Raw genomic sequence first — 16273 nt, forward strand, 5'->3', positions numbered from 1 at the left:
GGTCGGTCATCGGCCCTATCAGCGAGCTCGACCTGCAAATGCTCATTCTCGGGGAGACAACCGACCCGATGAATCCCGCGCAGGTCCTCGACGCGTTACTCCAAGCGGGCGCGGACCTCTCCCGACTGCGAGTCGATGACATCGCCGGTGACCAACAGGGCCTGATGTGGCGCGGCCTGGCGGATCGGATGACGGTCGCCGACCTGTGGCGCGACCGCGGCCGCGATGCCCATCTGCTGTTCGCAGGCTTCGGTATCGCCCCACAGACCGGTAGCCGCGGGGTCGCCTTCGGCGTTGATCTCGCGGGCTTCGAGGTGACAGACGACGGTATGTCGGTGCGGTTGCTCGTCACTGTGCCGCGATGTGATCCTGCCTTGGTCACTTTCGAATTGGTCCGGCACGGCGACACATTCACGTTCCGACGCGGTGCATTGGACCTGGGACGCGACGAGGGACGTGCCGTGCTGGCGTCGGCCGTCGTGCACGAGAAACTGACCGCCCGGTTGGCGGAGTCGGGCGTCTCGTGGGCCGAAGACAGCACCGCTGCACCCACCGAGAACCTGCGGCCGGAACAGGCGCACGGTCCCCGGGAAGCCGCGGTATCGGCGCACGGCGCGGAACATGTTGTGCGCACCGAAGCGTACGAGCGCTGGACCCCAGCTGCTTTTGCCGAGGCTGCGGACTGGCTCGCTCAACAGCTTCGCGGCTTGCCTTCGCGCCTGGTCGATGCGGCCTGCGCCACGTTGCGAGAGGCTGTCGGCGAAGCGCTGCGGCAGCGCCCCGGCAGACTCCATGTGACCGTCGAAACGACGAACGAGCTCGTGCGTGTCACGCTGCTCGAAACGACCACCGAACATCTCGCCGCCGCACCCGAACCTGTTGCGGCCGGAGGTGATTCGCTTGCGATGCGGTCCGGCGTAGAATTCTTCAGACGTCCTGTCGCCGGGTGGAATCAAGCATCATGGTTCGAGCTTCCAATTCCGAACGACACGGCGGACGTGGACGCCGAATCCGCCGCACAGCCTCGCCCCGCACACCCAACCGGCGCCGCACCTGTGAATCCCGCTCACGCAGTCGTGCAATCATCGACGCGCACCGCTGATAGTGAGACCGGCGATCCAGTACACACAGATCCGCCCGCCACCACCCCAACAACCGACGCCAGGGACGACGCGGCGCCATCAGACACATCGAACCCGTCGAGGGACGGGCGATTGCCCGCCGCGCAAGACGATTCCGCAACCGACACCGCGCATCGCCCCGAGCGCGACCTTCTCGCCCCCACACACTTCCGCGCCGCAGGGTGGAACCGGCGAGCCCGCCGCATGAACCCGATCCTCGCCGTCCAGCGCAACAATATCCCGGACGACCCCGTGCACGGGATTCGCAACAGACAGCCCGCACCGCACGGCGCCCCGCAACCACAAGCACCCGCAGCACCGACCGACCCCGCGCCCGACCCAGAAGGGCCACCGAGCACTCATCAGGACGGCATGCCCGGGCTCGGCCCCGCCCTGACCGAGCTTCGGGAGCGGGTCGCTGCGAACTTCGTCTCGATTGCCGACGCGGCGGGCGAATCGGGCGTGTGGCGTGCGCGCGACCGCAATCCGATCGGGCGGCAAAGGCGTCGCCGGATAGTCGCGCACATGATCGGCCACGGTCAGCCGGAGATGGTGCGGTTGCATGAGCTCGCCGCGGACCGTCCGGCGGGCATGCGGCTCGAACAGCGCCGACATGCCTTGGCCCAGCTGCTTGCCGCGCGGATCCGGGCACTGCCGGATGAACTGCGGGCCGAGATCGGGCCGTTGCCACCGGACGCGCCCACTGAGCGGGTGCGGGCTGTCGTCGACATGATCGTGGCGAGCGACCGCGTGCGCGCGGTGCTCGGGCGGCGTGAGCGTAGCGCGTTGGTGCGGTCGGGCCGACAGCTGCTGAGGCTGAACTCGTTGCGCGCCTACGCCGACGGCTTCAACTCCGCCGTCCGGCTGCGCAACAACCTCCTCCAGCTGGAGCGGTGGTACGCCGATGCGTACCGTCGGCGCGACGAGCCCAACCGGCGGGCGTGGTATGAGACCGTGCACTCCTGGGTGGCCGACCTCGAACAGTCTGCCCGCGCCCTGCGCGACGCCGACTCCACCGACATCCAGCATCTGCAAGAGCAGCTGGCGGAGATGCTGACGCCGGATGTAGTCATAGCCGAGGCGACCATCGTCGACGGATCCGGTGCCGCATCGTTCGTCGGCGATGTGGTGGTGCGGGACGGAAGCATCGTCGCGACTGGCCCCGATCTCCCCAGACGGGCTACCACACCGATCATCGATGCGAAGGGGCTGGTCCTTGTGCCCGGCTTCGTCGACACGCATACCCATGACGACGTAGCCGTCACGAAGTGGGGCGCGCTGGACTTCAAGATCGGCCAGGGCGTCACGACCGTGGTCACCGGCAACTGCGGTTTCAGCATGTTCCCGACCGTCGAGCCGCAGGATGCGACGCAGCTCGCGGAGCAAGCCGCCGCAGTACTCGGCGTGATCGACCAGCCATGGGACTGGCCGACAATGCGGCTCTGGCTGGACATGCTCGGTCGAAAGGCATTGGGGCAGAACGTCCGTCCGCTGCTCGGTCACAACGCGGTGCGGGTTGCCGCGATGGGCCTGGATGCACGCGAGGCCACTGAGGACGAAGTCCGCACGATGGAGGCACACGTCGAGGAGGCGATGCAAGCCGGTGCGGTCGGACTTTCACTGGGCATGATCTACGGCGGCGCCACGGCGACCCCGCAGGAACTGACCCGTCTCGGGGCCGTCGTCAAACGCCACAACGGCCTGCTCGTCGCGCATATGCGAAATGAGGGTGAGGGCCTACTCAATTCCATCGCGGAAATGTTGCAGATAGCCCGGGACACCGGGGTGGCGGTCCACCTCAGCCATCTCAAGGCCACCGGCCCCGCGAACTGGGGGAAAATGGCCGAGGCGCTCGACATGATCGACGAAGCCGTCGCCGAAGGCTTGGACGTCACCGTCGATGTCTACCCATACGCGAGTACCGGTCTCATCCCGATCTACCTGCTGCCTCCCCGGGCCTTGCAGGGCGGCATGGATGAGACTATGGCGCGGTTGCGCGATCCCGAAACACGCGCGCAGATCCGCGACCACCTCGCCCATGGCGACCCGGAATTCCCGGATTGGGAGAACATCCTGCAAGGCGACACTCCTGCGGCGCTGGTCTTGACGTTCGTTCCGGACGAAGAACTCGCGCGCATGGAGGTCCGCAGACATGAGGAAGAACTCGAGCGACTGCGCGCGGCGGCGGGACAGGAAGAACTCGTGCGCCTGGAAAATCTCAGGCACGAGCAAGAGCTCAGGGCTCTGGTCGAACTCAAGCAGCTCGAGGGTCTCAATCTGGAGCAGGCGGCCGAAGCTCTCGGCGTGGAGGTCACCGAAGTGGTCTGCCACATGCTGGAAAAGACCAGGGGCGACCTGACATTCGTCTCACTGTGCCTGAGCCCCGCGGACATGGCACGGGTGCTGCGCAAGCCCTACAGCATGATCGGATCCGACGGCCTGCCCACCGATGCGGCGAAGCCACATCCCCGACTGTACGGAACCTTCCCGAAGTACTTCGAGGAGGCGGCGCGGCTCGCGATCCCATTCGAGGAGGCGGTCCGCAAGGTCACCTCACTGCCCGCCCAGCGATTCAGCCTCGGCGATCGCGGTGTCATTCAGGCAGGCAACATCGCTGACCTCGTCCTATTCGATCCCGAGGCCTTCCAGGCCGAGGTCGCCACCCTTACCGATCCGCGGCAACCCGCCGCCGGGATCAGTGCGGTTATCGTCGGCGGCCAAGTGGTCCTGCAGGATGGCGGGCTCCAGAAGGCACGGCCGGGAGAGCTTCTGGCACCTGCGATACCGAACGTCGACGATCCGGAACCCGCACCGGTCCAGAGCGATTCCGTTGAGCCCGTGGTCTCGGGCGATACAGGAGTATGGACGGACTTCACGAACGATTCCGAACACTGTGTGATCGGTGCGGCGGAGCTGGTCGCGGATCTCATCGGCGACGAGAGCATCCGGGAGCGTGCGGCCGCGCGGATCGGCAAGGGAGCCGCACGGGTTCGGGCGATGCAGCGAATCTTCGGCGCCGCGTTGCACCGAGGCGGCTGGGATTCGGTGAGTCGGCACGGTACATCAAAGACTGAGCAGGAGCGTACCGTCGAGGGGTGGATGGCCGAACGTCCCGGGTCGACGGTTGCGCTGGTCTTGCAACGTCCGGGTCCGGTCCGGCGCAATGCGGTGGCGAATCACCTGATCGTGTTGCACAACCGAAGCGAGCGGGTAGGCGAGCCCGACGTGTGGGTGTCATTCCATACCGACGACACGGCACGGCTTCGAGAATGGGAGCCTTTGGCGGATTGCCTGCGGCGCCTCGGTGCCGAATACGGCCTGGATCTCGATAGCCTCGGCCCGTTCGCAGGTATGGCTTTCGTCGACGGCGAGCCGGATCAGAGGTTGGGCAAAAGCGTTGCGGCCCGGCTTCGAGGGTGGCGGGAGGGCCGCATGGTCCGCGGCCGGATCGGCTCCGCCGCAGGGCTGGAATCGCCGGATTCATCCGGGAACGGCATGTCCGGCCGCCAAGTCGAGCTCCTTCGGTTGGCCGATAAGGGTCTGTCGTACAAGGAAATTGGCGCGATCGTCGGCATATCCGAGAGCGCCGTGAAGAGATTGGTGGAACGCGCGGGTCTGGTGGTCGGTACGCGTGGCCGCACCGCAACAGTCGTTCGAGCGCGCGCGTTGGGTGGGCTCGGCGGGCAACCCACCGAAACCGCCGACAATGCGGACAATGCCGCCGCCAGCGAGCCGGGCACTGCGTCCGAGCCCTCGCTGCAGGTCACCGAAACCCGCTCCGATATGCAGGGGACCGCTGATCGCAACGATACGAACGACGACGGTGATGAGGGCCCAAGCGGCGGGACCCGCACCCCAGAACCGAAGCCCGGATCACCGCTCGGTGGGCCGAGCGCGAGTGGCGACAGTGCCCCGCAGGCAAGCCACGACCTACAAGGGCGGATGACGCCAGTAGGTGAGTCGACGGCCGCCGCGCACCAGGAGCAGCTCTCCGATGCCGAGCTGGACGCCGAAATACGCGAGAAGGAGCGGGCCCTCGGCATCGAAACCGACGCGCAACGCAGGCTCGCGGTCAGGTTGTACATCGAGGACAAGTTCGCGCTCGTAGCTTTCGCGGCCGACCAGGATCGGCCCGAACTACTTTTCGGGCGCAAGGAATGGTTGAGCTGGCTAGATGCCCTGGGTTACGCGTTCGACCATCTCGACGACGAGTTGAGCGTATCTTTCGTTACGGAGCTGCACCGTCGGCTGGGCTGGCGGTTCGACCCAGAAAAGGCCGGAAAGTTCGCCTATTCGAAAAACAGGCACTGGGGTGCGCTGGACGGTCCGCTGACCGAATCCCAGCAGCGCGCGATCGCGGAAAACCCGTTATTGACCTATGTGCCCGGACCTTTCGAGCTGGGCCCGTACGGGGCCGTGATATCTCCGGTAGTGGCAGGTCAGCCGGGGGCCCGCCAGATCCGCGTGCTGGAAGCGCCACTCACCCCCGCAGAACTTGCCGCGATCGATGCCGACCCATTGCTGGGTTATGCGCCCCCGCAGCAGGAGACCTACGAACACGGGCTCATTCTGTATCCCAACTTCGGCAGTGTGGAGGGGGCACGCGCGGATGTGGAAGATATGTGCCGCACGTACAACGAGGCGGTACGCGCGGGAGACGATCCTTACTCGGCCGCCGCCGCACTACAGCAGTGGAGTGTCGCGGGTCATCACGGGGCTGGCGACTTCCACGGTCGGCTCTCCAGAATCCTGCTGTACTGGGCATTGAAGAGGGCCGAGTTGCCGCCCAGTGCCCTACCGGAATTCGAGGACGATCTGTTCACCTCGCCGTCCGACTGGGTGGAGATGGTCAAGGCGGGCAGCCTGCGCTATCAGGAATGGGAAGCGGACCTCGAACAGTTGCCGGACGAAGCCGACGCCGTAACCCAGTTCGGTGTGCAGCGTGAGCGTCGGCGTTACCAGCAAATGGGCGGCAGGCCTTCACCTTTCGTGCCAGGAGAGATGCATGCGGCCGACGCGTGCCGACGCCTGCTGGCGACGCTACAGTCCGATGGTCCCCTGCCCGAGAGCGACGAGCAGGTCCGCGCGATAGTCGATCAGTCGCTGCGTGACGAGCAGCGTCGCATACCGAACACACCCCCCACCCGGCAAGGCAGGCCCGCACACCCCCCACACGACTTCCACATCGTCCCCAACCCCGACGACGACATCTTCGGCGACCTCGGTAGCCCCCTCAACCCCGGCCGCAAACCGCTACGCGGAAGGAGACGGATCGAGGAACTCGGAATAGTCCACATCGACGGCGGCGGCTTCGGCCGCGCAGCCTCCGGAGACGACGAATCAGAACCCACCCCAGCCACCGAGCAGCCCGGTGAGACCACGGCGCCCGACGAGGCTGCGGCGTCATCGAAAACCGGTTTCCTGCAATGGATCCGCAGCAAAACTCCGCGGCCCGCGAACAAGAATCTGGCCCGGCTGTACACCGCCACCGGAATCTCTGCCATGGGCAGCGCCGGGCTGATGAGCGTCGTCGGACCGCTGGTATTCGATATGAGCGACTCCGCGCAACTGACCGGCTTCACCACAGCCGCGACCCAAGCCGCCGCAGTGGTCGCGTACATCCCGGCCGGACAGTTCGCGGACCGCGACCCCCTTGACACCTTGCGCAAGGCGGCGGCGGCCGGACTCGCGGTCACGGCGGTCGCCGGTGGCTGGCTGCTCGCCGGTCTGCCCGGCGCGTTGCAGGCCGTCATCGGCTCGGCGGTTGTCGTCGCGGCGAGCGACACCATCGCCGGGGTGAGCTCGACGGTCTACGGCCGAAAGCTGGCTGAAACGGCGGAACAGTCGAAGGCCGCGATAACCTTGACGCTGCTGGAGCGTCAGGCGGCCGGAACGTTCGGCAGGTTCAGTTTTCCCTTGCTCGAACACATTTCATCGGCGATTCCCTTCTTCGGCGACGCCGCTACCTATGCGGTGAGTTCGCGGACGCTGAGCAAGCTTCCGCCCTTGCCGACACCGGAGGAAGGGAGCCGCCTGCTCGATGGCTTCCGAGCCCTGGGCAAAGACCCCTACCTGCACGGTGCTACCTGGCTGCTGATCCCGTCGACCTTCGCGCTCTTCTCCGGCGGGGTGCAGATGGCCGAACTCATCAACACCGCAGGCTATTCCGCGACCACGACCGGACTGCTGCTCTCCGGCACCAGTACGGGAGTCCTGCTCGCGGCGGTACCGGCGACCCGAAAGCGGTTCATGGACCGCATCAGCGTGAAATGGATGCATCCGCTCATGCTGACGTCATTCGGCGGGCTTATGGCCGAGTACGCGACCACTACCAACCCATGGACCATTTGGCCGACCTCGGTTGCCACCGGTTTGTTGATGATGTTGAGCAATCAGAAGATTCTCGAGTACCAGCAAGACGTAGTTCCCATGGAGACGCTCGGCAAATCAGGCGCCGCAGCCTCAATGGTGGGTGCCGTAAGCGGAATGCTCGGCAGCGCATTCGGTGGTCTTCAGTTGGAGCGGGCAGGCGGTACTGCGACCGGTGTGACAAACGCGGCCCTGATGGGCGCCTCGGCATCTGCCTCCGCCGTCCTCGCATACCTCACGGGTAACAGGAGCAAAAATGGACCGCGCGGTAATGGCTCGACCGCGCATGAGGAGCCGGACACCCCCGGCCTCGACACCGGCCTGGTACGAAATTGCGCCGTCCATTTCGCCGCCCTGCACCGCGCCCTCGTACTCACCGACGACGGCTCACCCGAACCCGATCCGACCGACCGCAGCTGGAACTCCAACAAAAATTGGAAACCTGTCGAAGCCGCCCGCGGCGCCGAATTCCAACCCATCGAATACGACGGCGACCCATACTTCACCGCCATCGCCGAGACCGTCCGCACCGGAGAAGACGGCATCGACAGAGTCGACCTTGTCACCGACGACGGTGAAAACGCACACATCATCACCCTCGTCAATGTCGAAGGCCAACTTCTCGTCTTCGACACCCTCGTCAAAGACCCCGACAACGACGACGAACCCGATAACGACGACTACATCCCCCGCGTACGCAACTACGACGGCGACAAAAACGGCCAATATAAATGGGAACCCACCTACCACAACATCAAAGAACTCTTCGCAATCTTCAGCGCCAACGGCACTACTGTCCCGATCCCCGCTAACCACCGACCACTCCCCAAGTACCGACACCTGCGACGCCGACACCCACACAAAATCCAAGGACCGCCCGCCGACAAGGCGGAGTCATCGCCAGCGCTTCCGCCCCCGGAATCCGCTGCGCTGAAGGCGGAGTTGCGCGTCTACGGCTTCGACTACCTCGACCGTCTGGGGGAGCCCGCGGCTGGTGAGCCGCGGGGGCGGGCCTGGATCGATAGCCCGGAACAGCGAACGTGGGAGCTGTCCTGGCTGGCGGAGCGGAGTGCTCGATTGAGCGCGCTTGCCGCGCTCACCGCGGCCGCACTGGAGGCGGCAACGCAACTGAGCCTGCCGAATTCAGAGGCGGGAGCGCTGCTGATCGTGCAGTATCGACAGAAGCTGCCTGGTGTGCTGATCCCGATCTGGAAGTTCCGGACCCAGAACGCGGCTGGATTGTCCAACGTCATCGCTCGGATTGCCCGCAAGCTGTCACTCGACGAGCTTCCGCAATATCCCTATACCTTGTTGGTCGCTCCGAGACCGCTGCTCCCGGCAGAACACGAGTGGATGGCGCCGCCCCTGCTGACGTCGGCCCGACACGCACACTGGAACCAGATCCTGCGTGGCGGCGTGTTCGGACTGCACTTCCCGGGCTGTCGCTTGCTCGAGCGCCAATCACCGGCATACCTGCGCACTCGAGAGGGTGCCGATACCCTCTATGAAGACCATCTCGCCTGCCGGACGGTCGACGAGAAGCACCTGAACACGGTTGTCGAGCCCTACCTGCTCGGCACAGCCTATGAGATACAGGCGAGCTTCGACGGCGCGACATCAGCCGAGGATCGAATCGGCCAGTGGTTCGCGACAGTCGTCGCGGAAATGCTTGCGGCGCCGCCCGATTCCGCGCCCGGTCTCCTCCGCCAAGCTCTCCGAGTGCAGACGGCCCGGAGCGACGCGTTGTCGAGCGAGGAGCGCGCACTCCAACAATTCGTTTCGACGGTGGGAGAGCTGCTGGCCGGAGAGCCCGATTTCGGCCTGTACCTGCACCAGCGCGGACTCCCCGAGACGCAGGCGTACATCCGCGATGTCACCGAGGCCGTCCAGCAGCGCGCCCCGCGGCACACCACCACCGCCGTGCCGTTCATCGATAACCTGATCGGATCATCGCCAACGCACACAGCGTCTGAGGCGAATTCCGGTGCAGGGGAGCAACATTCCGATACCAGGGGCGCTTCGAACGCGGATCACCCAGTCGCCCAACCATTATCGGGCGATCCCGGCAACCGACGGGATACGACGGCATCGGATGAACCGGCCGCCTCCGCAGGCGAGCCGGGCAGTGCACCCGAGGCCTCGCCGCACACCACCGAAACCGCCCGTGAACTCCACGACCACTTCCCCGCCACGTACACCACCGACCCTGGTCTCGTTTACATCCCCGAACCCGGCCACCCCCCGACCGAAGTATTCACGACTGGCATCGCTCCGAGAGGCGAAGGCCCGCTCACCAGCTACCGCGACATCGACCATGCCCGCCGCCGGTCGACCACCGGCCGCGTCTACGTCGCACGCCCGGAAGCCGCATTCCTGCGCGCCGACCCCGACCGATCCATCCAGCTCATCGGTGGCATCACCGGACAACGAATACTCGGCTACTACCACTTCGGCACCGAGGTACCCAGCACGCTCCCCTACGAAATCACCGCGCCCGCCCAGAACGTCGGTGACTGGATCCCCAACACCACACACGGCGATGCGGTACCACCGCCCTTGCCGGTCGACGAGGACGATCCCGGTGGCGGTACCGCCGCGCCGGGGCCGAACTCCGAATCACCTACTGGCGGCGCAACTTCGAGTGGCGCCGGAGCACTGCCACCCACCGCGGACGAAACCGGACCACCCCGCGACACCGCTGCCGACATGCGACCCCATGCGACGACGGTGTTCGACGCGGTACTGGCAGTCGTCGGCGACAAGAAGGCCGCGCAAGACATCACCGCGGAAGCCCTCGCACAGGGCGATGCGGGTGAGCCGATGTCCACGCTCGAGCATGCGCGGCAACTGGCGGAGGAACACCTGTCGTTCGCGCTGTTTCGGCAGGCGGTGCTGGTTCGCATAGCGATTTCAGCGGGGGATCGGTCAAATATCTGGATGCGCGCATTGTTCGACGCGAGCAGATCAGATGTGGAGCGCTGTCTGGACGCTCTCGAGCCCGAGGACCGCGATCGCCTGCTGAGGACCTACCGGGATGGAAGTACCGACGCGGGATACAGTTCTCCCCCGCTGACCGGTGCCGCACATAGGTTGGCGATGAAGCTCGTCGCCGAACGGCCGAAGACCGACACGTCGCATTCGCCGGACTATCCGCACGACGAAACCTTGCCCGACTATCCGGCCATCGAGGAGTTCCGGTATCTCGGTGGAACCACTGGCGCGGACATGGCCGACGATATGGTCAGGGAGCTGGTGAGTTCGGCACTGGACCAGCTCGCCGCAGCCGAATTCGGACATTACAACTGGAATATCCGCGTCGGTGATTTCATGGTCCGAATACCTAACCCGGATGCCGACGAGTTGGATACGAAGGTCGAGCCCGAATGGCAAATACTGGAAAGGCTGGCCCGGTTCGGAATACCGGACGTACCAAGAGTATTCAGGGTCATCGACGGCATCGTCCTGCCCGATGGTCGCCGGGTCGACGGGGTCCAGATCCAGGGGTTCGTAGACAGTGCCGAGCGTCTCGCCGATATGGACGACATCCCCGTCGATGAAATTATCGCCGACCTCGAGGAATTCTTCCGTCGGCTTCGCGTGATCCCGGTGAAACCCGGAGATCCGACCACCGATGATCCACAGGGCAGACTGCGCGACCCCGGCGAGTTCGTACGCGAACTGGTCGCCGAAAGGACCAAGAAATACGAGCAGGCGCGGGCCGAATTCGGCGAGAACTTCGCCAGGGCCGAAATCCCCGCGGACCCCTTCGCACCCGTTGTCCAAATGTCATGGGATCTGGACCCGACTCGCTACCGGATCCTGCACGTCGACCCGCATTTCGGTAATGTGCTGTTCCGGATCACCGATCGCCGGATCATTCTGCTGGACTGGGAGCTGTCCAGGGAAGGAGATCCCGCCTACGACTGGGCTCGCCTCCACCTACTCGAAGGCGTCGGGCCATCCGGCGGATACGTTTATCGCGTATTGGAGCAGATCAGTAGGGTCATAAATGACATGACCCGGCTTACCCGCGCGGCCAGATTCGGACTTCTCACTCCTGACCAGATCGAATTCGTACAAACAAAATTGGTACAGGCCTTCAGCGTCGCCAGAGCAGAATGGCGCTTTCCGACCGCGCTGCACGGCCACAAGATCTTCGATGCGCTCAACGCCACGAATCCGAACGCGCGGAGGGCCCGCTCGCGCGCATCGGAGCACGAGGCAGACAACCGCGGCGAATCCCCTACACCTGCCCCCGCCGAAATCAACCCGGTTTCGACGCAGCAGTCCCGGGAAAACCAGCGCGCTGCTATGGCACCGATCACACCGGCGACCAACACATTGCACGCGGCTCGGGCGACATCGTCCGTCCGGATCCCGACTTCGGAGCTGATCGCGATCAGCTCAGGTGCCATCTTCGACAGGTTCGAGGATGTTTCGGATGAGGACGTTCACGCTTTCCTGGCCGATATGCACGCTACGGTCACCGCACATGTGTCGGCGTTCCGCCGCGGCCAGCTGCCGCCGCACGAGGATATGATCGGTGCGACCAGGGCACTGAATGTGGCACTGAACGAGTTGCGCGAGCGAATTCGTGACCGAGCCCCCACCAGTCCGGTCACCGATTATTCGACGCTGTTCGAACTGGCGCGAAATATAGGGATCCTGATCCCAGAATTGCGCGGGATATCTGCCGCGACCGTCGCGGTATTCGACAGTGTGGGAATCTTGGCCGGCTCCGCCGACGAACTCGAGGACGCCGATCACCAAGCACGAGCTCTCAGCCGCACCGCCTATGTCGCCGAGCGGGCCATTCGCTGCATCCCGTGGGCCGCTGAATCCACTATTCCCGCGGATGCCGAGCCGCCCACGGAGCATCGTGGTCCCACCGAAAACGCCGCGAGTCATCTGAGATCAACTCCATTGCCGCGGGTCTTGGAGTCGTGGTCCGAGGCAGTCGATGGGCTGCTGCTGGAACGGCTGGAACATGAATTCGACATGACATTGCTGCGTGCCCTCCAATCCTTGCCCCGCCTGGACGAATCGTTCGCGACCATCCAGGAAGGCCCGGAGCACGAATTCGCCGCGGCAGCCGCCGACTATCTGTCGAATCTGCTCACTGCCGCGCGGTACTACCTGACGCGCACGTACGAGCCGAACAGCGGACTGGAGCTCCTGCAGCGAATCGCGGACGTCCTGCGCGCAGTCGAAACTCGAATCTTGCCTGAGCAGATCGTGCGGGACACCCGGAGAGAGATCAACCAGTTGCGCCTCGAGCTCACAAATCTCTACGAGGACACCGTGCACTATCGGCGCGACACAATGCGTGCGCTGGCGGCTGGAAAAATGGGACGCACAACCCTGCTCAGCGAGGCACTGGACGAAGTGCTCGAATTGCTCCGCCGCGGAGCTCATTCCGCAGTGACCACGCGAACACACGAACCGGAGTCGGCCGCTGCGGTTTCGGCCGAGGGCAATTCGGTGCCTACGGAACCACCGGCTGGCACCGAGCCCCGGACCGCCACCACCGATCCGGGCAAGGCCGCTAACCCTCGCAGCGCGGGCGGCACCGACCCGCCAGGGCCCACAGTCCCCTTCCATGAGTTCGACCAACGGGCCGCACTCGATCTACCCGCACGACGCGGACCCCGCCGACCGCGCATGGGCGGGCTCGGATTCGCCGGAATCCCTGATGGTGGAATTGCTTTCCATCATGACCCGCACAACGACCAGAAATGGGGCCCCGAGCCTCCGGCAGGGTCGCCTCGGGCTCAGGCCGCTCCCGGCGATGCCGCGCCCTCGGACCAATCCGATCAGCCGGACACTGCCGCCCAAGTGGAGCTGGCACCGGAGGTGGGTCGGGCACTCGAGGCCGCCGAGAAGGAAGCGGCGGAGGTGGCCGCGGAAGGACTGCGGCTGGCTCGCGATCTCGGGATGAAAACCGAGCACGCGCATCGGGCGGAGGTCGAGGGTGTCGAGCAGGTGATCCAGGATCTGCAGGACAGGCAGCGGCGGCGGTTCGACGCGGCTTTGCGTCGGCGCGTTGTCGACGGGTTCGCCACACTCGTGCTGCGCGACGAAGAGCTGGTTCCTAAGGCTGTCGAGCATTTCGAATTGCTGAAACCACATATCAAGAGCGCCCGGAACTATGTGCATGAGGTGCGCACCGCGCTGGCGGTGCTGGCGGCAAGGGATGTGCTGGCAGCTGTGGGCGCGGAACCGATCCTGGATGACGACGGTCACCGGATCGAGGGATTCGGGGTGGTGCCGGGCCAGGGGATCGTGGTCGCATCGCCACTACTCGGTCAACAGAATCTGGCCGATGAGCTGATACCGGGGCTGCGGGAACGGGTCGCGCAGGAAGGGATTCCGATCGAGTACCTGCAGGTATTGATCGACGAGAATGCCCAGTTGACCGTGGAAGCGGTATCCGGCGAACACACTGAGCCGGAGTCGGCGATGCAGTACTACGTCGACCGTCCGGGCACCCGCGAGGCCGACCGTGATGCCAAGGCGTGGCTCAACGACCTCGCCGACGAGCGACCGTTCGCAGAGAAGCTGGCCGAAGCGGAAGCCTCGGGCGAGGTTGCCCGCATACGTCTGAAGACCGTGGATCATCACACTTCGTCGGCATCGGTCTATTTGATCCTCTACCGGAATGGTTATCGGGCGGTCCTGAAGAAGGTCCGGGAAAAAGTCCACGCCGATGCCGAGCAATTGGGCTCGCGGACGCTCCGCGACGCCGGAACACATGCCCCGGAAGTGCTACGCCTCGACGACCTCACGCTGATGGTGGAATATGTGCCGGGAATTCCCGCGAACAAGCTCTTCTGGCACGGGAAAGATGGATGGCGCGAACATTTCCCTACACCTGCCGCAATGCGACAGGGCCTGGGCGATATGTTGATTCGCCCGTGGGATCGACACGAGGGCGGGAATTGGCTGCTCGCGCATGGATTCCATATTGTACCGATCGACAACAGCAACGCATACCAGGACGAGTGGCCGCAACCAAAGGGATTCAGCGACCATTTTATGGCGATTGAACACGGCTTGAACGTACTCAAGAGACATTATGTGCCGAGCACGGAACTGGAGGCTATTCGAGAACGAATTCGAGCCTCGGAATCCGAGTACGACGATCTCCGCCAGTGGGATTGGTACCTGAAGGTAATCCGGATCTTGGACGAGATCGCGGCGATGGCGGATGACGGCATGCCGCGGACCCCTGAACCCATCGATGTGCTACACCTTCTCGAACAATATCGCGACGATCTGGCAGCCCGGTTCGCCTTGCCATACGACGAAACCCGAACACCAGGTGAATGGCGCAGCGTGATTGCCGACCTGAGACAGACCTACACCGATAATCCCGACCCGGAGATGCTCGGCTATGTCGAAACCTTGGATGGGCTGGTCAAACTGCACCTGCACGCGCAGTTGAACGAGGTGAGCGCCGACGAGCTCGACGGCACCTGGGAAACCGAGGAGCCGGTGGACGGCACGCACATCGAATTGGTCGATACATACCTCGATGGCCTGTCGTTGCGACTCGCGGATTTGGCCGAAGGTGTGCACTACCCCGATCCCAATGGCGAGACCGACGCGCAATGGCAGACCCGGTTCGACCGTGAAATAGCCAGCGCTACATCGAAATCCCAGGGATCTCCCGCCGATCCACAGTGGCTTGCGCAGCAACTGCAGAAGGCGGCGAGCCGGGTTCGGGACCAGGCGTGGAATACGTTGCGGGAGAAGACGGCATCGTTGCCGTTCACTGCCGAGTCGGTGTTGTCCGGGGAGTATCGGGAGCATCTCGAGGATGCGGACAAGGTTCAGGAATTCCTCGCGGCGACGAACGCACTGGGGTTCGAGGGCCGAATGGTCCTGATCGCGGAACTGGAGCAGGCGGCGGCCAAGTTCGGCGCGGCCGGGTTGCCGATTCGAGCCGGTGCACCGGCCACGTCGGCACAACAGCTGTCGGTCATCGCACGGCCCGATGAGCTCGACCCCGCGCAGGCCGGAGCATTGGTTGCCGACGCCATCGAAACCCAACTGCTCGGAAAGCAAGCGCTGTGGGCCCTCTCGAAACTTCCGGTGCGCTTTCATCAATTCGACCGATGGGCGATGTCGGCGGCACCTTCGGCTCCCCCGGCGATCAATATCGCGAACGGCTTGAACTGCATCAAACTGCCGCTGTACGGCGGTCTTCTCAGTGGAGTCCTCGATCGGGACTATCTGCGGTCCTATATCGGATTCGAATGGTGGAACGACCAGATCGGCATGCCCATCGCCGGCTCGAGGCCGCTGTGGTCGGACAATTCGGAGATCGAGGATGATGACCTGGATCAATACATGCGCCTGGCTGACGTGGTCCTGTCGCCACGCGGTGTGCGCTCGATGACGTCGGGCACGCCTTATGGATTACACAGCTATCTGGAATCCAGCGGTCCACAGCCTCGTCGCGGCGACCTGGTCTACTTCAACAGGTTCACCCATGTGACGGTGGCGACCGGACGACTGGGCGCGGACGGGACTCCGGAGGTGTTCACCTTCTGGCCGTACCGTTTCTGGCCCGCGATGGACACCGTCCGGATTTCCACCGTCGGCGCCGAGGTAATGCGCATGACCACCGCCCCGGAATGCCGCGCGATGAATTCCATCATCTCGGCGGTCCAGGTCGAATTCGGGTCAGGGCCATGGGGCCGCGGTGGTCGCCTGTACCAGCCCGAACTCGATGAGTGGCTGCAACGACACCCGAGAAACCAGTCCTGAGCGGCACCCTG

The 16273-nt window shown here is 64.6% G+C and carries 1 protein-coding gene (cut by a window edge); it reads left to right on the forward strand.

The features are described from left to right. Positions 1–16262, forward strand: partial view of an MFS transporter gene (locus tag NA5_RS19675; RefSeq protein WP_062988149.1) — the end only. 24961 nt of this gene lie to the left of the window's left edge; the window shows 16262 of its 41223 coding nt (coding positions 24962–41223); the start codon falls outside the window, past its left edge; the stop codon is at positions 16260–16262. Positions 16263–16273 lie beyond the last annotated feature (11 nt).

The sequence above is a fragment of the Nocardia anaemiae NBRC 100462 genome, assembly GCF_001612725.1.
In the GTDB taxonomy this organism is placed as follows: domain Bacteria; phylum Actinomycetota; class Actinomycetes; order Mycobacteriales; family Mycobacteriaceae; genus Nocardia; species Nocardia anaemiae.